General features: G+C 74.6%; 21 protein-coding genes. 3 read left to right on the top strand and 18 right to left on the bottom strand.

What is annotated here, in order from left to right; all coding sequences use genetic code 11:
- Nucleotides 1–3 precede the first annotated feature (3 nt).
- The 17 genes from DEI88_RS08030 to allB form a co-directional block, all read right to left on the bottom strand.
- Complete coding sequence (locus tag DEI88_RS08030; protein WP_146246124.1) at nt 4–2,613, bottom strand: oligopeptide/dipeptide ABC transporter ATP-binding protein; 2,610 nt, start codon at nt 2,611–2,613, stop codon at nt 4–6.
- The gene (locus DEI88_RS08025; RefSeq protein ID WP_111013358.1) at nt 2,610–3,515 is read right to left on the bottom strand and encodes a polysaccharide deacetylase family protein; all 906 of its coding nucleotides are present in this window, start codon (nt 3,513–3,515) and stop codon (nt 2,610–2,612) included. The genes DEI88_RS08030 and DEI88_RS08025 overlap by 4 nt, the downstream gene beginning before the upstream one ends.
- Nucleotides 3,512–5,068 carry an amidohydrolase family protein gene (locus tag DEI88_RS08020; RefSeq protein ID WP_111072772.1) on the bottom strand — a complete coding sequence of 519 codons (1,557 nt, stop codon included), beginning with the start codon at nt 5,066–5,068 and terminating at the stop codon, nt 3,512–3,514. Before DEI88_RS08020 ends, DEI88_RS08025 begins: the two co-directional genes overlap by 4 nt.
- Nucleotides 5,065–5,784, bottom strand: a complete 720-nt coding sequence (locus tag DEI88_RS08015; protein ID WP_111008995.1) for an aspartate/glutamate racemase family protein — start codon at nt 5,782–5,784, stop codon at nt 5,065–5,067. The genes DEI88_RS08020 and DEI88_RS08015 overlap by 4 nt, the downstream gene beginning before the upstream one ends.
- Complete coding sequence (locus tag DEI88_RS08010; RefSeq protein WP_111072769.1) at nt 5,784–6,707, bottom strand: carbohydrate kinase family protein; 924 nt, start codon at nt 6,705–6,707, stop codon at nt 5,784–5,786. Before DEI88_RS08010 ends, DEI88_RS08015 begins: the two co-directional genes overlap by 1 nt.
- On the bottom strand, nt 6,700–7,917 hold the full coding sequence (locus DEI88_RS08005) for an SIS domain-containing protein (protein ID WP_111072770.1): 1,218 nt from the start codon (nt 7,915–7,917) through the stop codon (nt 6,700–6,702). The genes DEI88_RS08010 and DEI88_RS08005 overlap by 8 nt, the downstream gene beginning before the upstream one ends.
- A 93-nt stretch (nt 7,918–8,010) precedes the next feature.
- Nucleotides 8,011–8,820, bottom strand: a complete 810-nt coding sequence (locus DEI88_RS08000; protein WP_181441304.1) for a BtpA/SgcQ family protein — start codon at nt 8,818–8,820, stop codon at nt 8,011–8,013.
- 211 nt (nt 8,821–9,031) lie between these two features.
- On the bottom strand, nt 9,032–9,733 hold the full coding sequence (locus tag DEI88_RS07995; RefSeq protein WP_258375183.1) for a nucleotidyltransferase family protein: 702 nt from the start codon (nt 9,731–9,733) through the stop codon (nt 9,032–9,034).
- Nucleotides 9,730–10,650, bottom strand: coding sequence for a factor-independent urate hydroxylase (gene pucL, locus DEI88_RS07990; protein WP_111013363.1), 921 nt, complete (start codon nt 10,648–10,650; stop codon nt 9,730–9,732). The genes DEI88_RS07995 and pucL overlap by 4 nt, the downstream gene beginning before the upstream one ends.
- Before the next feature lie 4 nt (nt 10,651–10,654).
- Nucleotides 10,655–10,984 carry a hydroxyisourate hydrolase gene (uraH, locus tag DEI88_RS07985; protein ID WP_111072824.1) on the bottom strand — a complete coding sequence of 110 codons (330 nt, stop codon included), beginning with the start codon at nt 10,982–10,984 and terminating at the stop codon, nt 10,655–10,657.
- Nucleotides 10,981–11,475, bottom strand: coding sequence for a 2-oxo-4-hydroxy-4-carboxy-5-ureidoimidazoline decarboxylase (gene uraD, locus DEI88_RS07980; RefSeq protein ID WP_111072825.1), 495 nt, complete (start codon nt 11,473–11,475; stop codon nt 10,981–10,983). Before uraD ends, uraH begins: the two co-directional genes overlap by 4 nt.
- Nucleotides 11,462–12,361 carry a MurR/RpiR family transcriptional regulator gene (locus DEI88_RS07975; RefSeq protein ID WP_111072826.1) on the bottom strand — a complete coding sequence of 300 codons (900 nt, stop codon included), beginning with the start codon at nt 12,359–12,361 and terminating at the stop codon, nt 11,462–11,464. The genes uraD and DEI88_RS07975 overlap by 14 nt, the downstream gene beginning before the upstream one ends.
- Nucleotides 12,358–13,635 (bottom strand): allantoate amidohydrolase, encoded by a 1,278-nt coding sequence (locus DEI88_RS07970; RefSeq protein ID WP_258375184.1) that lies wholly within the window; start codon nt 13,633–13,635, stop codon nt 12,358–12,360. Before DEI88_RS07970 ends, DEI88_RS07975 begins: the two co-directional genes overlap by 4 nt.
- Nucleotides 13,632–14,879, bottom strand: coding sequence for a pyridoxal-phosphate-dependent aminotransferase family protein (locus DEI88_RS07965; protein ID WP_111072827.1), 1,248 nt, complete (start codon nt 14,877–14,879; stop codon nt 13,632–13,634). Before DEI88_RS07965 ends, DEI88_RS07970 begins: the two co-directional genes overlap by 4 nt.
- Before the next feature lie 81 nt (nt 14,880–14,960).
- Complete coding sequence (locus DEI88_RS07960; protein ID WP_258375185.1) at nt 14,961–16,607, bottom strand: AtzH-like domain-containing protein; 1,647 nt, start codon at nt 16,605–16,607, stop codon at nt 14,961–14,963.
- Nucleotides 16,597–17,724, bottom strand: coding sequence for an acetamidase/formamidase family protein (locus tag DEI88_RS07955; RefSeq protein WP_111072828.1), 1,128 nt, complete (start codon nt 17,722–17,724; stop codon nt 16,597–16,599). The genes DEI88_RS07960 and DEI88_RS07955 overlap by 11 nt, the downstream gene beginning before the upstream one ends.
- Before the next feature lie 34 nt (nt 17,725–17,758).
- Nucleotides 17,759–19,135: an allantoinase AllB gene (allB, locus tag DEI88_RS07950; protein ID WP_111072829.1), complete on the bottom strand. Its 1,377-nt coding sequence runs from the start codon at nt 19,133–19,135 to the stop codon at nt 17,759–17,761.
- 282 nt (nt 19,136–19,417) lie between these two features.
- Between allB and DEI88_RS07945 the strand changes: the two genes are divergently transcribed.
- Both DEI88_RS07945 and DEI88_RS07940 read left to right on the top strand, forming a co-directional pair.
- Entirely contained in the window at nt 19,418–20,296 is an 879-nt protein-coding gene (locus tag DEI88_RS07945; RefSeq protein ID WP_111072830.1) for an FAD binding domain-containing protein, read from the top strand.
- A complete protein-coding gene (locus DEI88_RS07940; RefSeq protein WP_111072831.1) occupies nt 20,293–23,079 on the top strand; it encodes a molybdopterin-dependent oxidoreductase in 2,787 nt (928 codons plus the stop codon). The genes DEI88_RS07945 and DEI88_RS07940 overlap by 4 nt, the downstream gene beginning before the upstream one ends.
- Nucleotides 23,080–23,128: 49 nt before the next feature.
- On the opposite strand, the gene DEI88_RS07935 is transcribed toward DEI88_RS07940, so the two are convergent.
- The gene (locus DEI88_RS07935) at nt 23,129–23,377 is read right to left on the bottom strand and encodes a hypothetical protein (RefSeq protein ID WP_111072832.1); all 249 of its coding nucleotides are present in this window, start codon (nt 23,375–23,377) and stop codon (nt 23,129–23,131) included.
- A gap of 290 nt (nt 23,378–23,667) precedes the next feature.
- Between DEI88_RS07935 and DEI88_RS07930 the strand changes: the two genes are divergently transcribed.
- Nucleotides 23,668–24,222 (top strand): histidine phosphatase family protein, encoded by a 555-nt coding sequence (locus DEI88_RS07930; RefSeq protein WP_111072844.1) that lies wholly within the window; start codon nt 23,668–23,670, stop codon nt 24,220–24,222.
- The last annotated feature ends 73 nt before the right edge of the window (nt 24,223–24,295 follow it).

The following is a 24,295-nucleotide window of genomic DNA, read 5'->3' as shown; positions in this document are numbered from 1 at the left end:
TCGTCACCTCCTGGACCCGACGAGCGTGCGGATGCCGTCGCCGGCGAGGTTCGCGACGAGGCTGAGCACGAGCACGGCGACGCCGGGGACGACGGGCACCCACCACGCGCTGAGGAGCAGCTGCGTGTTCGCGGCGGTGTCGGCGCCGAGCTCGGGTGCGGGTGACGGCGCGCCGAGACCGAGGAACGACAGCCCGGCGAGCAGGAGCACGACGTTGCCGATGTCGAGGCTCGCGGTGACGATGGCGGTCGGCACGGCGGCGGGGAGCACGTGCCGGAACACGAGCCGTGCCCGGCCGACCCCGGCCACCCGGGCCGCCTCGACGTGGGGTCGGGCGACGGTGGCGCGGATCTCGGACCGGATGATGCGTGCGTAGTAGGGCCACCACACGACCGAGATGCCGATGAGCGTGTTCGTGATGCCGGGTCCGAGCGCCGCGACGATCGCGATGGCCACGAGCGTGGACGGCAGCGCGAGGAACAGGTCGGTGACCCGCATGAGCACGCTGTCGACCCACCCGCCGGCGACGCCCGCCGCCACGCCGACCACGCCGCCGACGACGAGGCCGACCGCGACGACGGCGAGTGCCGAGAACCAGGACGTCTGGAGGCCGTACAGCGTGCGCGAGAGGATGTCGCGCCCGATCGAGTCGGTACCGAGCAGGTGTCCCGGCGACCCGAGCGGGAGTTGCACGCCGCCGACCGGCTGGATCGGGTCGTCGGGCGCGATGAGGCGGGCGACGATCGCGACGACGGTGAGTGCGCCGAGCAGCCCGACGAGCACCCATGCCGTGGTGCGTCCGGCGTGCACGCCGCTCGTGAACGCCGCGGGTGAGAACCGGCGGGTCGCGACGACGGCGATCCGGTCGCCCATGAGCCGGGCGACCGCGAGGTCGTGCGTGACGAACAGGACGGTCATGGCGAGTTCCTCCCGCATGTCCCGGATGAGGTTGAGGGTGGTCGCGGCGAGCGAGGCGTCGAGCGCGCTCGTCGGTTCGTCGCACAGGAGCACGGCGGGCCGCACGACGGTCGCTCGGGCGAGCGCGACGCGCTGCCGTTGCCCACCGGACAGGTCGGAGGGGCGGAGCCGTGCGACCGATGCGGGGAGACCGATGGCGTCGAGGGCCTCGGACACGCGTCGGTCGGTCTCGGTGCGGCCGAGCCGCTGCGGGCGGAGCCGCTCGGCGAGCGTCTCGCCGACCGTCATCCACGGGGTGAGTGACGACCCGGCGTCCTGGAACACCATCTGCGCGCCGCCGTCGGCGACCCGGATGTGTCCGGACCGGACGGGCACGAGGCCGGCGATCGCGCGGAGGATCGTCGACTTGCCCGAACCGCTCTCGCCGACGATCGCGAGTGACGCACCGGCGGCGACGTCGAAGCGCATGCCGCGCACGGCCTCCACCGTGCGTCGCCGTCGGCCGTGGCCGGTGACGTACGTGCAGACGACGTCGTCGACGACGACCGCCGGGGCGGGGGCCGTGCCGTCACCGACGCGGGCGGCACCGGCCGGTGCGGCGCGGGTGGCGACCGGCCGGGAGGCGCGGCCCGGGCCGGGTGCGACCGCGGCGGTCCGCGGCGTGGCCGCGTCGGTGCGCACGACCTCGGCCGGGGCCCAGCACGCGGCTGCGTGGCCCGGCGCGGGCACCGAGGCGTCGAGCCCGGGGGTCTCGGCGACGCACCGGTCGAACGCGAGGGGGCACCGTGCGCGGTACGGGCAGCCGACGAGGCGTTGCTCGGGCGTCAGCGTGTCCGGCGGCAGGGTCGGGAGCCGGACGTCGCGGTCGAGACCGAGCGACAGGCGGGACCGCATGAGGCCGGCCGTGTACGGGTGCGCGGGGGCGGTGAGCACGGCGTCCGTGGGACCGACCTCGGCGAGGCGTCCCGCGTACATCACGGCGATCCGGTCGGCGATCTGGGCCGCGACGCCGAGGTCGTGGGTGATGAGGAGGACGCTGCAGCCCTGCTCGTCGCGGAGTTCGCGGAGCAGGTCGAGCAGCTGCGCCTGCACGGTGACGTCGAGCGCGGTGGTGGGCTCGTCCGCGACGACCAGGGCGGGCCTCCCGGCCATCGCGATCGCCGCCATGACGCGCTGGCGGAGGCCACCGGAGAGCTCGTGCGGGTAGACGCTGAACCGCATCGCGGGGTCGGGCACGCCCATCGCGTCGAGGAGGGCGATCGAGCCGGCGCGGTCCTGCCCGGCCTCGACGATCTGACGGCCGACGCGCATCGTCGGGTTGAGCGACGTCATCGGGTCCTGGAACACGGCGCCGAGCGCGGTGCGCCGGGCACGAGCACGTTCGGCGTCGGTGCCGTGGGCCATGTCGGTGCCCTGCACCCGGATCTCGCCGCTGATGTGCGGACGGGCGGCGTCCGGCAGGAGCCCGAGCAGGCTCATGGCGAGCATGCTCTTGCCGGAGCCGGACTCCCCCACGAGCCCGACGATCTCGCCGCGGGCGATGTCGAGGTCGACGCCGCGCAGCACCGCGCTGCGGGCGCCGTCACGTTCGAGCGACACGTGCAGGTCCCGGATCGACGCCGTCACGCCGCCCGTCGTGGCCGCCGCGCCCGTGGCCGTGCCTCCAGCGTTTGGGGTGTCCATGGGGTCGCTCACGCCGTCACCTCCGTCGTCGCGAGGTGCGCCGCGATCGCCCGCGGTTGGGTGAACCAGACGCGGTCCCGGTGTGCGGTCATGTGCTGCAGGGCCCGGTCGAGAGCACGGAGGCGGAACGGGGCGCCGGAGATGAACGAGTGCACGACGACGCTCATGACGAGCGGCTGCTCCTCGGAGCGTTCCAGGAGCTCGTCGAACTCGTCGACCACCATGTCGGCGAACTCCGACGCCGACGCGCCGCGGCCGACGATCGTCGTGCTGTCGTTCACCTCGAGCGCGTACGGCAGCGCCACGATCTCGCCGGCAGCGGTCGTGATCGGCACGGGGCGGTCGTCGAGACGCAGGTCGAGGAGGTAGCGGTACCCGCTCGCGACGAGGTTGTCGAGCGTCGAGGGCGTGTGGGTCAGCCAGGGGCTCGACCAGCCGCCCGGCGCCTCGCCCTCCTCGGCGGCGATCCGGTCGGCCACGGCGGCGACGTACGCGGCCTCCTCGGCGCTCGACATGGCCCCGAGCGAGTCGGAGTTCGAGATGCCGTGCCCGACGAACTCCGCGCCCAGGGCCCGGGCGGCGCGGATGAGGTCCGGCGCGGCGTCGTACACGGCGGTGTTGAGGAGCACGGTGGGTGGGATGCCCGCACGGTCGAGACGCTCGAGCAGGCGGAACGCCCCGACGCGGTTGCCGTAGTCCCGCCACGAGGTGTTGACGAGGTCCGGCGCGGTGACGTCCGGCACGATGTCCTCGGTCGCCCCGACGCCGAAGCGGTACTCCTCGAGTCCGACGGCGACGTAGACGGCCAGGCGTCGGCCGTCGGGCCAGTCCCGGCCGGGCGCGTCGGTGATCGGCCGGTAGTCCCAGAAGCCGTGACCCGGGGCCGTGTCGGTGCGGGTGTCGTCGTGCGTCATGCTGTCGTCCTGTCCGTGGCGATCCACCTGGTCATGCCCACGTCGGTGCGGGCGGCCCGCCGCACCACGGCGTCGTACGCCGGGTACAGGGCGTCGGCCGCGGCCCACGTGCGTTCGAGCGCGGGACGCCGGGCTGCGTGCAGCTCCCGGGCCTCCGCGAGGAGTGCGGCCTCGTCGACCGAGACCACGCGGCCGCCCTCGGCGACGATCCGACCGGCGACGACCGTCATCCGGACGCTGCCGCCGGACTCGCAGTAGACGAGTTGGCCGCGGAGGTCGTTGAACGGCGTGAACGCCGGCGCGTGCAGGTCGAGCAGCGCGAGGTCCGCCTGCGCGCCCTCGGCGATGCGGCCGATCCGGCCGCGCTCGGCGTTCCGCCCGTCGCGGCGCATCGCGGCGGCGCCGCCCTCCCAGAGCGCGTCGAGGACCTCGGCCGGGAGCGGCCAGCGGTCCGCGTCGAGCCCGGCGACGTTGTGGATGAGGCCGGCCTGCTTGACGACGCCCCAGGTGTTGACGGTGTCGTCGCAGATCGCCTCGTCGACGCCGAGCGCGATCCGGATGCCGCGGTCGCGCATGGCGCGGAACGGCATGACGCCGCTGCCGAGCCGCAGGTTGCTCACCGGGTTGTGCGCCACGACGGCGTCCGCTGCGGCGATGAGGTCGAGGTCGTGCTCGTCGACCCACACCGCGTGGATGACGTTGACGCGGTCGCTGAGCAGCCCGAGGTCCGCGGTGTACCGGACGAGGCTCCGCCCGGCGAACCGTTCCTGCCCGCTGCCCGGCGCGGAGAGGGCACGCTGCGTGCGTGTCTCGAGCATGTGGGCGAAGAGCGGGACGTCGTGCGTACGGCTGAGGTCGTCGAGCGCACCGAAGTACTCCGGGCTCACCCGCTGGGGCGCCGAGATCGACACCGCTGCGGTGAGCCGGCCGTCGGCAGCGCCGTGCCACCGCCGGAACAGGTGGTCGTACGCGGCCAGGAGTTCCGGTGCCGCGGCCGGTGCCGGCGCGTGGAGTGCCGCGGCCAGCGCGTCGTCGGCGTCGTCGAGGAACGGGAGCTTGTCGGCGTCGGCGAGCTCCGGCTGGTCCAGGGCGACGCTCGCGCGGATGCCGCTGTCCTCGTACGCCTGCATGACGGCGTCGATGACGTCGGGATCGGGCGCCGGCATGAGGAACGCGTCGTCCTGCACGCTCGTCGTCCCGGTCCGGAGCATCTCGAGGGCGCCGAGCATCGTCCGGAGGTACGCCTCGCGCGGGGTCGGGGCGAGGTCGGGGTCCGCGGGCGACTCGTAGAGCATGAAGGTCTCGAGCGGGCGGCTGGGGAACGCGCCCTTGAGGTGGTTCGCCGGCGAGTGGAAGTGCGCGTTGACCAGTCCCGGGACGAGGACGTGGTGCCCCCCACCGGCGACCACCCGCGCGTCCGCCGGAGCCTGCTGCCGAGCCGCCGGGCCGATCGCGCGCACGGTGTCCTCGACGACCAGGAGATCGGTCGGCCCCACCATGCCTGCGGGCGTCTCCGGTGCCCAGACGAACACGTCGGTGAACAGCACGCTCATGCCCACACCTCGCTCGTGGTCGGGGACCCGGTCGGCGCGGCCCAGGTGTTCGCACGCGAGGTCGTCAGCCCCTGCGCGAGCAGCCCCTCGACCGCGGTCGTGGCGGCGGCGACACCGTCGACCACCGGCACGCCGAGCGCGTCCCCGAGGCCGGACACCAGGTCCGTGAGTCCTGCGCAACCGAGCACGATGGCCTCCGCACCGTCCGCGACGAGCGCGTGCCGGGCCTCCCGGGCGAACGCGTCGAAGGCGGGGCCGGCGCCGGTCTCGATCTCCTCGACCGCCACGTCGACGGCGCGGACGACGCAGCGGTGCCCGAGGCCGAGCGACGCGACCACGCGGTCGGTCATGGCGATGGTCCGCGGGGGCATCGTGATGACGGTGAACCGGTGGGCGAGGAGTGCGGCGGTCTGGAGCGCTGCCTCCGTCATGCCGACGACCGGTCCGCGGGCGCGCTCACGAGCGGCCGGGAGGCCCGTGTCGCCGAAGCAGGCGACGACGTAGCCGTCGACCCCGTCGCGTTCGCCCTGCTCCACCTGCGCGAGCACACCGGCGGCGCCGAACACCTCGTCGACGTGGGTCTCGACGGTCGCCGGTGCACCACTGGAGTGGCTCGCGGTCAGGACGGTGTCCGGGCGCGCGACCGCGCGGGCGGCGGCGAGGACGGCGTCGGTCATCGGCAGGCTCGTGTTCGGGTTGAGGAGTCGGACGTGCATCAGGCGGCCCCGGTCGTCGCGGCGGTCGGCGCGCCACTCGGTGCGGCGGCGGCCGCGGTGCGCTCGGCGAGGAGCGCCGTGACGCCGTGTGCGCTGATCGCGACGCGGGCGGCGGCGGCACCGGCGTGGGCCGCCGCGACCGGGTCCGCGCCCGTCTGGTGGGCGGCGGCGAAGGCACCGCAGAACGCGTCGCCCGCGCCGGTCGCGTCGACGGGGGTCACGACGTCGGTCGGCACGACGAGCGTCCGGTCCGCCGTCGCCACGACGCAGCCGCGCTCGGCCGTCTTGATCACGACGAGGTCCGCCCCGGCGGCGCGGAACACCGCGGCTGCGGCGACGAGGTCGTCGGTCCCCGCGAGGGCGACCGCCTCGACCTCGCTCGGCAGGAACACGTCGCACGTCGGCAGGAGCGCGAGGAGCGCGTCCTCGTTGCCCGCGACGTAGTCCTCCTGCAGGTCGAGGTAGACGGTCGCCGCGGTCGCGGTGCGGAGCCACGGGCCGAGGGCGAGCTGTGACCGGAGGCTCATGGCGGAGACGAGCACGCCCGTGGCCGTGAGCGCGGCGGGGGTGACGTCGTCCGGGTACACCGACATCGCGTCGAACGCGTCCTCGCCGTCGAGGAGGTCCCAGGTGCGGGTGCCGTCCGCGGCGTAGGTGACCCGGTTGCGGACGGTGCGTCCGTCGCGCGGCCGTGCCGACTCGACGCGGATCCCCGCATCGGCGACGTCCTGGAGGAACGCGGCGGGCAGGTCCGTCCCGACCGGTGCGAGCATGCGGACGTCGTCGAGCACGCGTCGCGCGGCCAGCGCCGCGAAGAGCGCGTCGCCGCCGAGTGCGGTGGTGGTCACACCGTCGATGACGGAGTCGTCGATCGTCAGGTTGCCGACGCACAGGAGGCTCGGCGCGGCCGCGTCCTCACGCATGCGTCGCCGCCGTGGTCGTCATCCCCGCCTCGGCCGCCACCGCGGCCTCGGCCGTGGCGAACTGCTCCATCGCGAGCAGGTAGCCGGTGAGCTGGGCCGGGAGGACCGTGAGGAGTGGGCTGATCGGCTCCGGGACCGCCGGGACGGTCACGACGTCGTCGGCGACGTCGTCGAAGTCGTGCACGCCCTCGGTCGTGACCACCGTGACGCTGCCGCCGAAGCGCTTCGCCTCGCTCGCGGTGTGCACGGCGCGCGGCACGGACGGCCCGGCGGGCGCGATCACCCAGATGGGCTCCCCCGCCTTGAGCGAGTTGTAGTGGTGGAACTCCTCGACCTGGATCGCCTCGGCGTGGTCGGGCGTGCACTCCTTGACCTTGGCGGCGCCGATGATTGCCGCGCCCCACGAGGGGCCGGCGGCCGAGAACAGGAACGCGTCGGCGGCCTGCTCTCGCTGTGCGATGGCGCGCAGGCGGGGCTCGGTCTCGGCGATGACGCGTTCCATGAGCGCGGGCACCGTGTCGAGCGCCTGCCGGAGTGCGGGGGCGGCCGCGTGCCCGCGGAGCGCACCGACGCGGATGGCGAGGTCGACGAGGAGCGCGAGCGCCGTGGTGGAGGACTGGGTGGGCCAGCCGACCCGGGTGGCTCGGAGGAGCAGGGTGCGCTCGGACTCCGTGTCGAGCGTGGAACCCGCCGTGTTCGTGATCGCGACGGTCAGGGCGCCGACGTGCTGGGCGACGAGGGCCGCCTCGACCGTCCGGGTGGTCTCCCCCGAGCTCGAGAGGGCGACGACGACGCTGCGGGTCGTCACGAGCGGTGCGAGGTAGTACGCGAGGTCGAGGCTCTGGACCGGCTCGACCGGGACCCCGAGCATGAGCTCGAGCGTCTGTCGGGCGGCGATCGCCACCGCGAGGGAGTCCCCCGCGCCGGTCACGAACACGCGGTCGACGTCCATCGCGGCGATCCGGTCCGCGAGTTCGTCGAGGGCGGCATCGTTGGCGGCCAGGGTCTCGCGGATGCGGTCGGGCTGCGCGATGAACTCCGGGTAGGTGGCCTCGTCCCGCGCACGCCGCTTCGGGTCGAGCGGGTGGTCCGTCGGCAGGGCGACGATCGACGCGTGCTCCGCGGCCGACACGCGCTCGACGATCTGCTGCTGGCGCGCGTCGAGCGGGCTGTCCGGGCCGATGAACGGGCTGGGCGGGGTGGTGGTCATGGTTCCTGTCCTGGGGTCCGGCGCTGGTGCTGGTGTGGGGTGGGCCGTGCGGGCGGGGGCGGGGGCGGGGGCCGGGGCCGGTGTCGCCGGGCGTCAGGCGGCGGCGGGCACGAGCGCGCGGCCGAAGGCGGCGGCGACCGCGGGGTCGACGCGCGCGTCCGGGGCGCTCGACCGCTTGATCGCGCTGCCGAGGATCGCGCCGTCCGCCCGGGCGACGGTCTTCGCGATGGTGTCGAGCCCGACGCGGCCACCGACGACGAAGGGCGCGTCCAGGGCGGTCGCGCGCAGGCCGTCGATGTCGTCGAGCGCGTCACCGACGCCGCTGTCCCGGGTGACGACGAGGACGTCGGCGCGACCGAAGGCCCGGGCCTCCTGCGCGGCCCACGCCGCGCTGCCCGCGAGTGCCAGGCTCGTCGCCTCGTGCACGTCGGCCCAGACCTCGACGTCGCTGCCGAGGCGCTGGCGCATCGCGGCGACCTCGTACGCGCAGCCCTCGATCCAGCCGGTGGGGCCGACGGAGACGCCGGTGAGCACCTTGACGCGGACGAACGTGGCGCCGATCGCGTGGGCGATGGCGACGGCGCTCGGGCCGTCGTTGTGGCCGACGACGACACCGACGGGGACGTCGACGGCCCCGACGACCGCGGCGCCGACGACGGACAGCGCCGCGACCGTGGGGGCGTCGACACGCACGGCCTGGGGCATGTCGCTCGCGTCCTGCACCATGACGTGGGTGAAGCCGGCGTCCTGCAGGGCGCGGGCGTCCTCGGCGGCGCGCACCGCGATGTCGGCGACCGGGACGCCCGTGTGGTTCACGGCACCCGGGAGCGGCGGCAGGTGCAGGACGCCGACCAGGCGGAAGCCGGTCGGGTCGGCGTCGGGGTGGCGCAGGGAGTCGGTCACGCGGGGCGCTCCTCGGGGTGCAGGGGGTGGGTGACCAAACGGTATACAGAACCGTGTTTCCGGGGTGTGAACGCGCGTTACCGGCTCGTGAAGCGATGCTGGACGCGGTACCGGGGCGTGAGGGAAACCCCTGCTGAGGAGCAGTTTCGAGCCGCCGTCAGGAGTTCGGCGGAGCGGTCAGATCGCGATGTCGTGTATACGAGGAACCGGGTCAGCGCGTCGGTCCGGCTGGCCGGTCGTGGTCGGCACCGTCCCAGAGGTCACCGCACTCGACCCGCTCCACCCCGTGCGAGCGGAGGTAGGCTCCGGCCCCGCGGTCGCCGTGCAGGGACGCCGCGAGCGGTGCCCAGTGTGCGCGCCCGACGAGCACGGGATGCCCCGGTCGGTCGCCGAACACCGCCTGCCGGAGGCGGGCACGGCGGCCTCCGTGCGGTCCGGAGGGACCGGGCGGGTCCACCTCGAGCAGGCGTCGGACGGCAGCGACGGGGAGCTCAGGGAGGTCCACGAGGGTCACGAGGACCGCGTCGGCGGCGCCTCGTGCACCGTCGTCGTCACACGAGCGGTCGTCGTCACACGAGCGGTCGTCGGGTGCGCGGTCGCCGTCGGCGACCGCGACCAGTCCGGCGCGGAGCGACGCCCCCAGCCCCTCCGCCCAGGCGTCGGCGACGACGACCCGGACGGCCGGATGGTCGGGTACGAGCGGCCGTGCGACATCGGCGGCCGCTCCGAGGACCACGACGACGGTCCCGCAGCCACCGTCGAGCAGGGTCCGGACGGCGCGCTCGACCCAGGGGCGTCCGTCGGCACCCCGGACGAGTGCCTTCGGTCGGCCCATGCGGGAGCCTGCGCCGGCGGCGAGCACGAGGCCGACGACCGTGCTGCCGGGACGCTCCCCGGTGGCGTCGGTGGTCACACGAACCCGGGCACCGACGTCCACGCGGCGGGGGCCTCGGCGACGCCGTCGCGGACCACCGAGCCGGAGATGAGTCCGTACGGGCGGTCGGCGGCGTAGAACACCTCGTTGGGGTTGTCGAGGCCGAACGGCGCGAGGTCGACGAGGAAGTGGTGCTTGTTCGGCATCGAGAAGCGGACCTCGGCGATCTCGGGGAACGCCTCGATCGCGGCGCGGCCCATCGCGAACAACGTCTGCTGCAGCGCGTACGAGTGCAGGTCGGCGAAGGTCGCGAGCATGCGTTCGAGGACGCCCGCGTGGGTGGCGTTCCAGTCGATGCCCGCCTCGACCGCCTCGGGCAGGTACCGCCAGCGCGCCGTCACCGAGGTCGCCAGGATCCGGTCGTCGGTCTCGGCGAGGGTGGTGTAGCGGTCGCGGGGGAACCCGTGGAACTCGCTCCCCGTCGACTTGAGCACGGTCAGGTCGGTCACGCCCGCGAGGACGTGCACGTCGTCGCCGTCGACCTGCACGACCGCGGTGCGGGTGCCGCTGCCGGCGCGGACGAAGGCGTGGTCGTGGTCGCGGCCGTCCACCGGGATGCGCGCCCACCCGTGCTGGTCCGCGGTCAACGTCGCGCCCTCGTACCAGTCGAACGCCGTCGTGAAGTGTCGGCCGAGACGGAGCAGGAACTCCTCGGGGCTGTGCACGCCGTGCTCGCGGGCGAACGCGTAGACCGTGTTCTTCTGCGTGTCGGTCGCCAGGACCTTCGCGTTGTCGCCCGACGTGTACGAGTCGGCGAGGGCGGCACCGCGGAGCTGCGTCGTGATCGTCAGGTCCTCGATCTCGTGCCGGTCGGTGTCCCGCGTCACGCGGACGAGGCGGACCTCGGCCTTGCCGTACTGGTTCGGGCCCAGGTGCACGCTGGATGTGTCGGTCATGGGGTCAGCTCCCTCGGTAGGTGGAGTAGGCGAACGGACTGATGAGCAGGGGCACGTGGTAGTGGCCCGCTGGGGGTTCGGGCACGACGAAGGTGACGTCGACGCGCGGGTGGAATACGGGGAGCCCGAGTCGCGCCCAGTGCTCCCCCGTGGCGAACGTCAGCGTCCACCCGCCGGGCGGCAGGAGGTCCGGGCCGAGGTCCCCGACCCGGCCGTCCTCGTCCGTCGTGCCGACCGCGACCACGGAGCCCGCGGCGTCGGTGAGCGTGACGGCGATGCCCGCGGCGGGCCTCCCGTGCGTCGTGTCGAGGACGTGGGTGCTGAGGTGGCTCATCCGATGCTCCGTTCGAGCCGGAGCAGGGCGATCGCGCGGAGCTGCTCCGCGACCTCGGCCCGCTCGGTGTCGTCGTCGTCGTCGAGTCGCCGTCGGAGCTCGGCGAGGATCTCGGGGGCCGTCCGGCCGGCGGCGCGGATGAGGAACACCCGGCCGAACCGCGCCTCGTACGCGACGTTGCCGTCGCGGATCGCGGTCGCGGTCGTCGCGTCCGCGTCGGCGGAGGCAGCCTGCTCGGTCCGTGACGCCGCGGCGCTCGCGCCGGTGCCGGTCGCCCGGTCGCCGATGCGGGGGTGGTCGGCCAACGCGGCGTCGACCTCGTCGTCGGTCCAGCCGGCCGCGAGGTCGCCGGCGCGCTGCGCGAGCGCGGCGGCGGTCGCGTACGGACGGGCGGCCACGACCGCGTCCACCCAGCGCGGGACGTCGGCCCAGCTCCGGACGAGCGCCGCGGCGGCGTCCGGGTCGAGGGCGTCGAACTCAGGCACGTCCATGGCGGTCCTCCCCCGGGTGCCGCTGCGGGCCTCCCGGTCGTCCTGTGGGGCGCCGACGGTCGCCCTCGTCGAGTTCGCCGAGCGCGGCGTAGGTGCTGGCGATGGCGGCGACGCGGTCGCGTCCCGCCGGGCCGCTCGCGTCGTACACGTCGTTCGCGATGGCCGCGACGACCGCCGCCATCGCGGCGAGGCTGTCGAAGGCGGACGGCGAGTCGACCGGACACAGCACGAGGGTGCGTGCGGACGCTGCGAGCACCGCGGCGGTCGGGTCGGCGATGACGACGACGTCGGCACCGTTCGCGACGCACTGCTCGACGAGCGCGCCGACCACCGCGGCGTGCCGACGCACGGTCACGACCACCACGAGGTCCTCGGCCCCGACGTCGGCGACGTCCTCGCCGACGCTCTGGCCCGCGGAGGGAGCGAGTCGCACGTCGGCGCGGACCTGGGCGAGCTGGGCGCGCAGTTGGAGCGCGATCGGATGGGCGTTGCGGACCCCGACCACGGTGACGCGTCGGGCGTGCACGATGCGGCGCGCGAGTCCCGCGCGGTCCGCCCGGCCGAGGGAGGCGAACGCGGCGTCGAGGTTCCGGCGTTCGACCTCGCGCGCGTCGACGTGCGCGGCGTCCTCGGCGGACCACGGCAGGCCGGCACCGCGGGCTGCCATGAGTGCCTCGCGGACGTCGGCGGCGTCGCGGTAGCCGAGCGCGCGGACGAGCCGGCTGACGGTCGCCTTCGACGTGCCGGCCTCGGCCGCGGTCTCCGCCGAGGTGCGGAGGACGAGGAGCTCGGGGTCGTCCCGGACCACGGCCGCCACCCGTCGTTCGGCCGGGGTGAGGTCGTCCCAGACCCGGGCGATCCGACTCCGGAGGTCCGGCGCCGTCACGGGCCGACCTCCGCCGCCGCCAGCGCCTCGACCGCGGCGACGAGCGCGTCGAGCCCGAGGGCGATGTCCGCCACCGACACGAACTCGTCGGGGTGGTGGCTGATGCCGTCCGGGTTCCGGAGGAACAGCATCGCGACGTCCGTCACGAGGCCGAGCGACATCGCGTCGTGGCCCGCCTTCGAGAACAGCTCCGGTGGGGTCGGTTCGCCGGTCGCCCGGATGCCCGTCCGGACGGCGTCCATGAGCCGCGGTGCGCAGAACACGGCGGGCGCGGCGTGCACCTCGGTCGGCGTGATCGTCAGGCCGCGGCGGTCCGCGATCCGGTCGAACTCCGCGACCAGGGCGTCCCACACACGGTCCCGCCCGTCGTCGAACTCGCCCCGGAGGTCGACGGAGAGCCGCGCGTGCCCGGGGATGACGTTCACCGCGCCGGGTTCGACCGTCATGGTGCCGACGGTACCGATGTGCTGCTCGGCCACGCAGGTCCGTTCGACCGCGAGGGCCACCTCGGCCGCGCCGAGCAGCGCGTCGTGGCGCATCTCGTACGGTGTCCCGCCCGCGTGCCGGGCCTCCCCGACGACCTCGACGCTGAACCGTCGCGCAGCGGCGATGCTCGTGACGACACCGAGTGCCTGCCCGGACCGGTCGAGGAACGGGCCCTGCTCGATGTGGGCCTCGAGGTACCCGGCGAGCGATCCGGCGTCGACGGCGGCCTCCCCGACCCGGGCGGGGTCGAGCCCGAACGCGGTGAACGCGTCGCGCAGCGTCGTGCCGTCTCCGTCGGCGAGGTCCCACCACGCGTCGTTCCACACGCCGGCGACCGCGGAGGAACCGAGGAGTGCTTTGCCGAAGCGGGTGCCCTCCTCGTCGGAGAACGCGACGACCTGGATCGCGAACGGCAGGTCGTGGACGCGGTCACCGAGCAGCTCGACGAGCGCGATGCCCATGAGCACGCCGACGATGCCGTCGTACCGGCCGGCGTCCACCACGGTGTCGAGGTGCGAGCCGACGAGGAGCACCGGTCGGGGGTCTCCGTCGGCGCCGAGCGCCGCCACCCGTCCGTGCAGGTTGCCCGCGGCGTCCTGCCACGTCCGCAGCCCCGCCTGCTCCATCCACCCGGCCGCGATCGTGTTCGCCCGCGCGTGCTCGGCGGACAGGTACACGCGGCGGATGCCGCCCTCCATCGAGGTCACGGCGGCGAGCTCGTCGCAGCGGTCGGCGATCGTCGCGGCCCGTGCCGCTGCCGGACGGGAGGCGCGGGTCGGCTCCGTCACCGTGCCTCCCGGTCCGCGGTCGGCGTCGCGCGCACGCCCGCGTAGACGTCGAGCGCGGCGTCCACGCCGCCCCCCTGCGGAACCGCGACGCCCGCACGACGGAGGCACTGCTCGAGCGCGGCGAGGGTCGTCACGACGGCGTCCTTCCGGGCGTTCACCCCCATCGTGCCGATCCGCCAGACACGACCGTGCAACGGCCCGAACGAGGTGCCGATCTCGATGCCGTGGTCCTCGAGCATGGCGGAGCGGACCCGGTCGCCGACGACGCCCTCGGGGATCTCGACCGCGACGACGTTGTGCATCTTGTGGGCGACGTCGCCGAACACCCTGAGTCCGAGCGCGCGGACCCCCTCGAGCATCGCGGCGCCGGCCAGGGCGTGCCGGGCGGCGAAGGCATCGCGCCCCTCGTCGAGCAGCACACGGGCGCATTCCCGCGCGGCGTAGAGCATGCTCGTGGCCTCGGTGTGGTGGTTGAGGCGTCGCGGCCCCCAGTAGTCGAGGACCATGCCGAGGTCGAAGTAGTTCGACCGGATCGGGTCGTCCTGCACGTCGTCGCCCGGCTCGCGGATGCCGGCCTCGACCGAGTGCCGTGACCGCACGACCGCGACGGCGGCGTCGGACAGGCTGAGGGGCGCACTGCCCGAGGGACCGGACAGGCACTTCTGCAGGCCCGCGGTGACCGCGTCGATCCCCCAGGCGTCCATCTCGAACGCGTTGCCGCCGAGGCTCGCCGTGGCGTCCGTGTAGAGCAGGACGCCGTGCCGGGCGCAGATCGCGCCGAGCTCGTCGAGCGGTTGGTTCATCGTCGTCGACGTGTCGCCCTGCACGATCGCCAGGACCGTGGGCCGGGTCGCGATGATCGCCTCCTCGATCACGGACGGCGGGAACACCTGGCCCCAGTCGGTCGTGATCGTGTGCACCTCGGCCTGCGCGCGGGTGGCGATCTCGACGAGCAGGTGGCCGAAGCGCCCGAACACGGGCACGAGCACCCGGTCACCCGGCGCCAGCAGGGACACGAGCGCGGCCTCGATCCCGGCGCGCGAGGTGCCGTCGACGAGCACCGTGGCGTCGTTGTCGGTGCCGAACACCTGGCGGTACAGGCCCTGCGTCTCGGTCATCGTCGCGGTCATCCACGGGTCGTACTGCCCGACGAGCGGGGTCGACATCGCCCGGAGCACGCGCGGGTCCGCGTTGACCGGGCCGGGACCCATGAGGAGTCGTGCGGGCGGGTCGACTGGCTGCATCTGTGTTCCTTCCGTTCCACGGTCGACGCTACTGGGCCGACCGTTTCAGGCGTGTAACAGGTGCCGCCGCCCGGTTGCCGCTCAGCGCCACGGCGTGCCGAGCGACACGGCGAGGTCGATCAGCGCCACGTCGCGTCCCGGTGAGCCGACGAGGCAGACGCCCACGGGCGCGCCGTCGACCATGAGGAACGGTGCGGACACCGCGGGCAGACCGCCCACCCCGGCGACGGCTGTCATGCGGAGCGTCGCGGCACGGACCACCTGGACGTCCGCCGCGTCGGCCGTGCGCAGCGGCGCGGGGCCGGGCACGGTCGGGAGGCACAGGACCCGTCCGTCGAGCGCGGTCCGGACCGCGGTGCGGAGCTCGGCGAGTCGGCGGCGGGCCGTGGCCTCGGCCGCGGCGTCCACGGCGGCGGCAGCGTCGAAGCGGGCGAGCACGTCCACGCCGAGGGCGTCGCGGTGCGCGGTCACCCAGGCACCGTCGTTCCGCCACGCCTCGGCGGCCTGGACGACGCGGAGGGTCTCGGCGAGCTCGTCGAGCGGCGGCAGCGCGACCTCGTCGGGCTCGAGCCGGGCCGCCGCGAGCCACCGCCGGAAGGCAGCGCCGGTCGCGGGCTGGACCGCGTCGAGGAGCGCTCGGGACACGACCAGGTCGGCGGCGTCGAGGGGCGGGTCGGCGGCGTCTCGGTCCGGGGGCACATCGGCGGGGCCGGATGCACCGGACGCGACCGCGGCGGCGCGGACGGTCGCGGCGTCCCGGGCCAGCCACCCGATGGTGTCGAACGACTGCGCGAGCGGGAGCAGTCCCTCCCGGTCCACCAGACCGTGCGTCGTCCGGAGCCCCCAGAGCCCCTGGTACGAGGCGGGGACGCGGACGCTCCCGGCCGTGTCGGTGCCGAGCGCCAGATCCGCCTGGCCGAGCGCGACGGCGGCCGCCGGACCGGAGGTCGAGCCGCCCGGCATGCGGTCCGGCGCCGCGCCGTTCGGCGGGGTGCCCGTGTGCGCGTTGCGGCCCGCGATGCTGTAGGCGAACTCGTCGGTCCGGGCGATGCCGGTGATCGAGGCGCCCGCGTCGAGGAGGGCACGGACGGCCGGAGCGTGGGTGGTCGCCGGCGGGGCCTCGCGCTCCCACACCGGGTTCCCCGCACCGATGACCTGCCCGCGGACGGCGAACAGGTCCTTGACCGCGACCCGGACGCCGGCGAGCGGGAGCGCGGTACCGGCGAGCGGGAGCGCTGGGTCCCGCGCTCCTCGGTCCGGCGTCGGCACCGACGCGCCGGGCACCAGGGGGTCGCCGACGACGCGCCAGATCGTCCGGTCGAACGCGGGTGCCCGGCCGGTCACGTGCGCGGCGGCGATGCGCCAGGAGCCCTCCGTGCGGCGCCAGAGCTGCGTCTGGATGCCCCGGCCGCCGCTGTCGACGTGCGACTCGGCCACCACCAGCACGACGTCGTCGGTGAGCGGTCGCAGCTCGGTCCGTCCGATGCTCCGCCCGGGCACACCGCCACGCGACGAGCGGAAGGCGCTGATCCTGTCGTGTCCGACGAGCAGCCCGGCCGCGTCGGCGCGGAGGGTCTCCGGCCCCGGCTCGAAGAGCGCGTCGAGGACCGCGACGTCGTCGGCGAGCAGCGCCGCCTCGTAGCGGTCGAACGCCGCGTGCAGGCCCTCCGGCCAGCTCGGTCCGGTCACCGTCGCGCGCGGGTCGACCCCGCCGACCTCACCGGTCACGGGGCACCGCCGGACGGGGCACCGCGGCGAAGTCGGCCACGCGGATCGTCGCGTGCACCCCGCACACGAGGTCGACGACCTGCGACACGCGGAAGTCGGTCGCGGCGCTGAGGTACGCGTACGCGATGTGCTCGTCGACACCCCACCGGGCACGGACGAGCGTGATCGCCTGGCGGACGCATCGCCGGACGGCCTCGTCGAGGTCGGCGTCGAGGCCGGTGGGCACGAGGTACTCCGCGGTCTCGCCGAGCGGTCCGGCGAGCTCACCGAACTCCTGCAGCGCACGCTCGCGCGGCACGACGTCGACCCGGAACGTGGCGCGGAGCGAGGCCTCCATGGCGGTGAGCGCGACCTCGCCGTCCCCCTGTGCGAAGTGCGGGTCGCCGACGTAGACCCCGGCGCCCGGGACCTGCACGGGCAGGTGCAGTGTCGTCCCGGCGGTCAGCAGCGCGATGTCGAGGTTGCCGCCGTGCGGCCCGGGCGGCACCGAGTGCGGGCGGAGGTCGTCGGACACCTGCACGCCGACGATCCCGAGGAACGGCCGGAGCGGGAACGTCACGAGGCGCGGACCGTCCTCGGCGACCGGCAGACGGCCGCGCAGCTCGCCGTCGCGCTCGACCACGTCCGCGAACACGCTCACGGGCAGTTCGCCCCGCGGCATCTCGCCCGGGAGCGCCCCGCGGCCGTGCCGGTTCGACACGATCCCGTACGGCACGCGGGGCAGCGCCTCGAGCAGCGTCATCGACACGAGGTCGCCGGGCTCCGCGCCCGCGACGGCGACCGGCCGCGAGACCACGTGCGGCCCGTCGACCGGGTCGCGACGGAGCTCCTCGGTGATCGCGACGGCGTCGTCGAGCACGAACTCCCGCGGGACGCCGTGCCGGGCGAAGAACGCCACCGGATCGCCGCCCTGGTCCGCGAGGATCCCCTCGTGGCTCACGGTGTCGAACGTCACGGTGTCGCCGGGCTGCACGGTCGTGACCGGCCGGTCGTCACGCGCCGGGAGGCGCCCCCACAGCACGTCGCCCGGTCGCGCTTCGACGAGGTGGTCGCCCCGCACCGGTCCGGTCCCGGGTTGCAGGACGCCGTCCGGGAGGACCGTCCCCCACTCCGTCACGTCCGCCCGCTCCACGGCGCGTCTCCCCTGCGGCTCAGGCACGGCGGAGCAGCCGTCCTGCGACCGCGGTCACGCCCTGGTCGGCGGTCGCGATCTGCGCGCCGTGCAGCCACGTGCGCGTGACGCGGCCACGGAGGGTCCGTCCGTCGTAGGCCGAGATCGGGTTGCGGTGCTCGAGCGCCTCGACGTGCACGGTGTCCTCGGCGTCGGGGTCGAACTCGACGAGGTGCGCGACGGCGCCGGGCGCGATCGCCGCACGGTCGGTCATGCCGACGAGGGCGGCCGGCCCGGTGGTGAACGCGGGCACGATCCGCTCCAGCGGCACACCCCGCCGGGCCGCCTCGGTCCACGTCGCGCGGAACCCGACCTGGAGGCCCGCGATGCCACCCCACGCGAGGCCGAAGTCGCCGCCGCTCCCCCGCTTGAGGTCGACCGTCGACGGCGAGTGGTCGGTGACGACCATGTCGATCGTGCCGTCGAGCAGGCCCGCCCACAGGGCGTCCTGGTTGCCCGCCTCGCGGATCGGCGGGCAGCACTTGAACTCGGTCGCGCCGTCCGGCACGGACTCCGCGTCGATCGTCAGGTAGTGGGGGCAGGTCTCGACCGTGATCGGCAGCCCCTCGCCCTTGGCGGCGCGGAGCATCGGCAGCGCTCCGGCGTCGGACAGGTGCAGGACGTGCGCCCGTGCCCCGGTCGCGCGGACGCCGTCGATCACCCGGGCGATCGCGTCCTCCTCGGCGGCCGGTGGACGCGACGCCAGGAACGCGCCGTATCCCGTGCCGAGGGCTCCGCCGTCCGCGAGGTGCGCGGGGTCCTCGGCGTGCACGATGAGCACGCCGTCGAACGCCGCGATCTCCGCCAGTGCACGCCGGAGCTGGTCGGCGTCGAGGTGGCCGAACTCGTCGACGCCGGAGGGTGCCAGGAAGCTCTTAAAGCCGTACACGCCGGCGTCCCACACGGGCCGGAGCGCACCGAGGTTCTCGGGGACGGCGCCGCCCCAGAACCCGACGTCCACCGCGACCCGACCCTCGGCCCGCTCCCGCTTGACGGCGAGTGCGTCGACGGTGGTGGTCGGGGGCACCGAGTTGAGCGGCATGTCGACGATGGTCGTGACACCGCCGAGCGCCGCGGCACGGGTGGCCGACGCGAAGCCCTCCCACTCCGTCCGGCCCGGCTCGTTCACGTGCACGTGCGTGTCGACGAGCCCCGGGAGCAGCACCCGGCCGGCCGAGAGCTCGACGACCGGCACCTCCACCGGTGCGTCGAGGGGCAGCACGGCGTCGACGAGGCCGTCCCGCACGAGGACCGTGGCCGGACGGAACGTGCCGTCCGTCCAGACGCGGTGGCCGCGGACGGCGACCGGCGCGGTCGCGTGCACCGTGCCTCCCGGATCGGTTCGCTGAGGCTGCATGTCGGGAGGATCGCACAGCCGTGTTTCCGGCATGTCTCGGCGGGTGGGCCGACACCCCGCCAGCCGTAACCGGGCGGAAACACGCCGACCCCTCGGCCGAAACACGCCGACCGTAGCGTCGCTGCACACGAGGTCCGGCGGCGAGCCCGGATCCGGGACGGGAGGTCGCCATGGTCACGCACCGACGACCGCTCGCGGCGTGGAACCGGGGCATGATCGCGCACGGCCGAGGTCCGGTCGTCCCGCGCGTCCCCGTCCCCCTCCCGCAGATCGGATCCGTCCATGGACCTCGTCACCGTCCGCACCGTGCGGACACCCACACACCGCGACGACCTCGCCCTCGCACCCGGTGAGCGACCGCTCGGTGGCGGCACCTGGCTCTACTCCGAGGAGCAGCCGGGCCTGACCGGGCTCGTCGACCTCACGACGCTCGGCTGGCCCGACGTGGAACGCACGAGTGAGACGCTCACGATCGCCGCGACCTGCACGATCGCCACCCTCGTCCGCACCGCCCCCGACCCGGACTGGACCGCGTGGCCGCTCATCGGTCGGTGCGCGAACGCGCTCCTGGCCTCGTTCAAGATCTGGAACGCGGCGACGGTCGGCGGGAACGTCGCGGTCGGGCTCCCCGCGGGAGCGATGATCGCACTCCTCGCGACGCTCGACGCGACGGCCGTCGTGTGGACCCCCGACGGGACCGAGCGCCGGACGGCCGTCGAGCACCTCGTGCAGGGCGTGCGGACGCTCGACCTGCGGGACGGCGAGGTGCTGCGGGCGTTCGAGGTCCCGGTCGCCGCGCTCCGCCACGAGACCGGGTACCGACGGGTGTCGCTCAGCCCGCACGGACGGTCGGGGGCGCTCGTCACCGCGCGCTGGGGGCGTCCGGGTCGGTCGGTTCCGCCCGGGTCCTCCGGCGTCCCCGGCGGCTTCACGCTCGTCGTCACCGCCGCGACACCGCGCCCGGTCGTGCTCCGGTTCGACGCGGTCCCATCGCACGACGCGCTGGCCGCCGTGCTCGCCGACGTCACCGACTGGTACGACGACCCACACGGGAGCCCCGCGTGGCGCCGCGCGGTCAGCGTGCGGTTCGCACACGAACTCCGGGACGAGGCCGCCGCGTCGGTCGGCGGCCCCACCGGCCGGACCGGGGAGGCGTCGTGAGGCTCCACGTGGACGGCGCCGAGCTCGAGGTCGCCCCGCAGCCCGGTCAGGTCCTCCGGACCCTGCTCCGCGAGCACGGCGTGACGGCCGTCAAGAAGGGCTGCGACTCCGGCGACTGCGGTGCCTGCTCGGTCCTCGTCGACGGCACACCCGTGCACGCGTGCATCACGCCGGCCCATCGGCTCGACGGTGCGACCGTCACCACCGCGGCGGGGCTCGGGACGCCGGAGGACCCGCACCCCGTGCAGCGTGCCTTCGCCGACGCGGCCGCGTTCCAGTGCGGGTTCTGCACCGCCGGGTTCGTCGTCACCGCGTCGACCCTGACCGAGGACGACCACGCCGACCTGCACCGGAAGCTCAAGGGCAACCTCTGCCGCTGCACCGGCTACCGGGCGATCGAGGACGCGCTCGCCGGTGTGCGGAACACCTGCACGCCGACCACCGGCGACGCCGTCGGCACCTCGGTGGCCGCCCCGGCGGCGATGCGCATCGTGACGGGCCGCGAGGAGTACACGCTCGACGTCCGGAAGACCGAGGCGCTCCTGCACGTCGCGGTGCTCGGCAGCCCCCACCCCCACGCACGCATCACCGCGATCGACGTCACGGACGCGGAGGCCCTGCCCGGCGTCCACGCGGTCCTCACCCACCACGACGACCCCGGTGTCCTGTTCTCCACCGGACGCCACGAGTCGCGGCTCGACGACCCCGACGACACCCGTGTGTTCGACCGCGTGCTGCGGTTCCGCGGGCAGCGCGTCGCGGCCGTCGTGGCGGACAGCGTGCGCATCGCCGAACAGGCGTGCGAGCACATCCGCGTCGAGTACGAGGTGCTGCCGAGCGTGCACGACCCCGACGCCGCCCGCGCTCCGGGCGCGCCGCTCCTGCACGGCGACAAGACCACGGACGAGCACCGGATCGCGGAGCCGCGTCGGAACGTCGTCGCCGCGTTCCACGACGAGACCGGGGACGTCGAGGCCGCGCTGGCCGCGTCGGCCGCGACCGTCGAGGGCGAGTGGACCACCGGCCGGGTATCGCACGCAGCGCTCGAGACCCACGCGACCCGCGGGTGGTTCGACGACGACGGCCGACTCGTGCTCCGGACCTCGACGCAGGTGCCGTTCCTGGTCCGCGACGAGATCGCCCGCGTGTTCGGACTCGACCCCGAGCGGGTGCGGGTGCTCGCGAAGCGGGTGGGCGGCGGGTTCGGCGGCAAGCAGGAGATGTTGACCGAGGACCTCGTGACGCTCGCCGTCCTCCGGACCGGTCGGACCGTACAGTACGAGTACGCGCGACGCGACGAGTTCACGATCGCCCCGACGCGGCACCCGATGCGCGTGCGGGTCCGACTCGGTGCGACCGCTGACGGGGTCCTCACGGCCCTCCATGTCGACGAGACCATGGACACCGGCGCCTACGGCAACCACGGCATCGGCGTCATGTTCCACTCGGTGAGCGAGTCCGTCGCCGTGTACCGGTGCGCGGCCAAGCGCGTCGACGCCGAGTCCGTCTACACGAACAACCTGCCCGGCGGGGCGTTCCGCGGCTACGGACTCGGGCAGGTCGTGTTCGCGATCGAGTCCGCCATGGACGAACTCGCGCGCGGCCTCGGCATCGACCCGTTCACGATGCGCCGCAGGAACGTCATCGTGCCGGGTGATCCGCTCGTCGTCACCGACCCCGACGAAGAGTCCGACCTGCACTTCGACGGCAGCTACGGACTCGACCAGTGCATCGACCTGGTCGAGGACGCCCTGCGGACCGGACCCGACACCGCCGCGCGGGATGCCCTCGTGCCGCGGATGGACGGCCCCGCGCTCGACCCCGCGTCCGGCGACTGGGCGTTCGGATCGGGCATGGCGCTGGCGGCGATCGCGACCCTGCCCCCGCGCGGCCACCACGCCCACGCCACCGTGGCGCTGACGCCCGAGGGGCGCTACCGGATCGGCGTCGGGACGGCCGAGTTCGGCAACGGCACGACGACGGTGCACGCGCAGCTCGTCGCAACGGCGCTCGGCACCACCCCCGATCGCGTCGACATCCACCAGTCGGACACCGACGCCGCCCGGCACGACACGGGTGCGTTCGGCTCGGCCGGGGTCGTCGTCGCGGGCAAGGCCCTGTACGCGGCCGCCCTCGACCTGCGCGAGGCGATGACGGCCCGGGCCCTCGACGTCGTCGCAGCGCGGACTCCGCGGACGGCGTCGGGCATCCTCGGGCCGAGCGTGGCCGTCGAACCGGACGGCGTCCGGATCGGGCACGAGTTCGTGTCCGCCGCGGAGCTCCTCGCCGACGGTCCCCTCGTCGCGCACGGCCACCACGACGGCACGCCGCGATCCGTGGCGTTCACGGTGCACGGGATCCGCGTCGCGGTGCATCGACCGACGGGCGAGGTCCGGATCCTGCAGAGCGTCCAGGCGGTCGACGCGGGCACCGTGATGAACCCCGAACAGCTCCGCGGCCAGGTCGAGGGCGGCACCGCGCAGGCGATCGGCTCGTCGCTGTACGAAGAGGTCGTGCTCGACGACACCGGCCGCGTCACGACCGACAGCTTCCGGAACTACCGGGTCCCGAAGATCTCCGACGTGCCGCGGACCGAGGTGGTGTTCGCCGTCACGCACGACCCCCTCGGGCCCCTCGGCGCCAAGTCCATGAGCGAGGCACCGTACAACCCCGTCGCGCCGGCCGTGGCGAACGCGGTCCGCGACGCGATCGGCGTCCGTCCCCATCGCCTCCCGATGACGCGGGACCGGGTCTGGGCGCTCGCGAACGGGGAGGCGGGCTGAGCGGGGTGGTCGGCACCACATCGCGGAGGCGCCTGACGGTGCGCGCGGGTCAGCTCGCCACGTCGATCGCCACCTCGGGGCCGAGCAGGTGCGGACGGTCGTCCGGTTCCGACGGTTCGCGGGAGTGCCCGCTCCAGAGGGCTGACCGCGCGACGGAACGGAACCGCCGGAGTGCGCGACCCCAGTAGCCGAGCGGTCGCCGTCCGCATGCACGGAGCGCCTCGGCGTGGTCGACGCACGCGGTGTTCGCCTCGAAGTACGCGACCCAGGGGTCGAACCCCGACGACTGCGCGTCCACCAGCGCTGTTCGTGCAGGGTGCTCGGTGCCTGCTGCGGTCCATGTCGTCCCCCCCGCGCTCGACCTGTCGTCCATCACAACTCCCCTCCGTCGGACCGCTGCCGGTCCGCTCCGTCGACGCGCCTCGCTCCGGTGTCGGACCGGGCGCTGGTGGGACGATCGTCGTCGTCGGGGACCCCGCCGTCGTCAGCCGCCCGGACGAGGTCGCTCGGCCGGACGACCGAGTGGACGTCAGTCGACAGGCCTCCAGCACCACCGCCGCGTGCTCGCGGCCTCGGTACCGTCTCCACATGCCGTGCACGTTCATCACCCATCCAGAAGTGACGATCGAACCGATGGCGCGCGTCGAGGACTGGGGCCTCTCGGCAGCGGGACGGGCGCGCGCCGCCCATGCGGTGGAGGTCGTTCCGCGTCCTGCCCACGTCGTCAGCAGCGCCGAGCGGAAGGCCCGGGAGACGGCGACCGTCCTGGCCGCGGCCCTGGGCGTCGAGGTCGTGGTGGACCGCGAACTCGGCGAGATGGACCGGAGCGCGACCGGCTACCTCCCGCCCGACGAGTTCGACGTGACCGTCGACGCCTTCTTCGCCGAACCCACGTCGTCGATCCGAGGATGGGAACGAGCGGTCGATGCGCAACGACGGATCGAGCGTGCCGTCCGGAGGCAGTTGACGAACACGCGTGACTCCGTCGCGTTCGTCTCGCACGGCGGCGTGGGCGGTCTCCTGCTGGCGAGCCTGACCGGCGCACCGATCAGCCGAGGCCTGGACCAGCCCGGGCTCGGGAGCTGGTTCACGTTCGACCCCGGCACATGGCGCGCCCTGTCCGGGTGGCAGCGGCTGGATTGACGGGATCGGTCGTCCGCGGCCCCCCAGATCCACCGGGCGGAGGACGTCGCGCCGGCCACCGTCCCGCTAGCGT

It is taken from the genome of Curtobacterium sp. MCBD17_003 (genome assembly GCF_003234885.2).
In the GTDB taxonomy this organism is placed as follows: domain Bacteria; phylum Actinomycetota; class Actinomycetes; order Actinomycetales; family Microbacteriaceae; genus Curtobacterium.
This window is presented reverse-complemented; position numbering and strand designations above follow the sequence as displayed.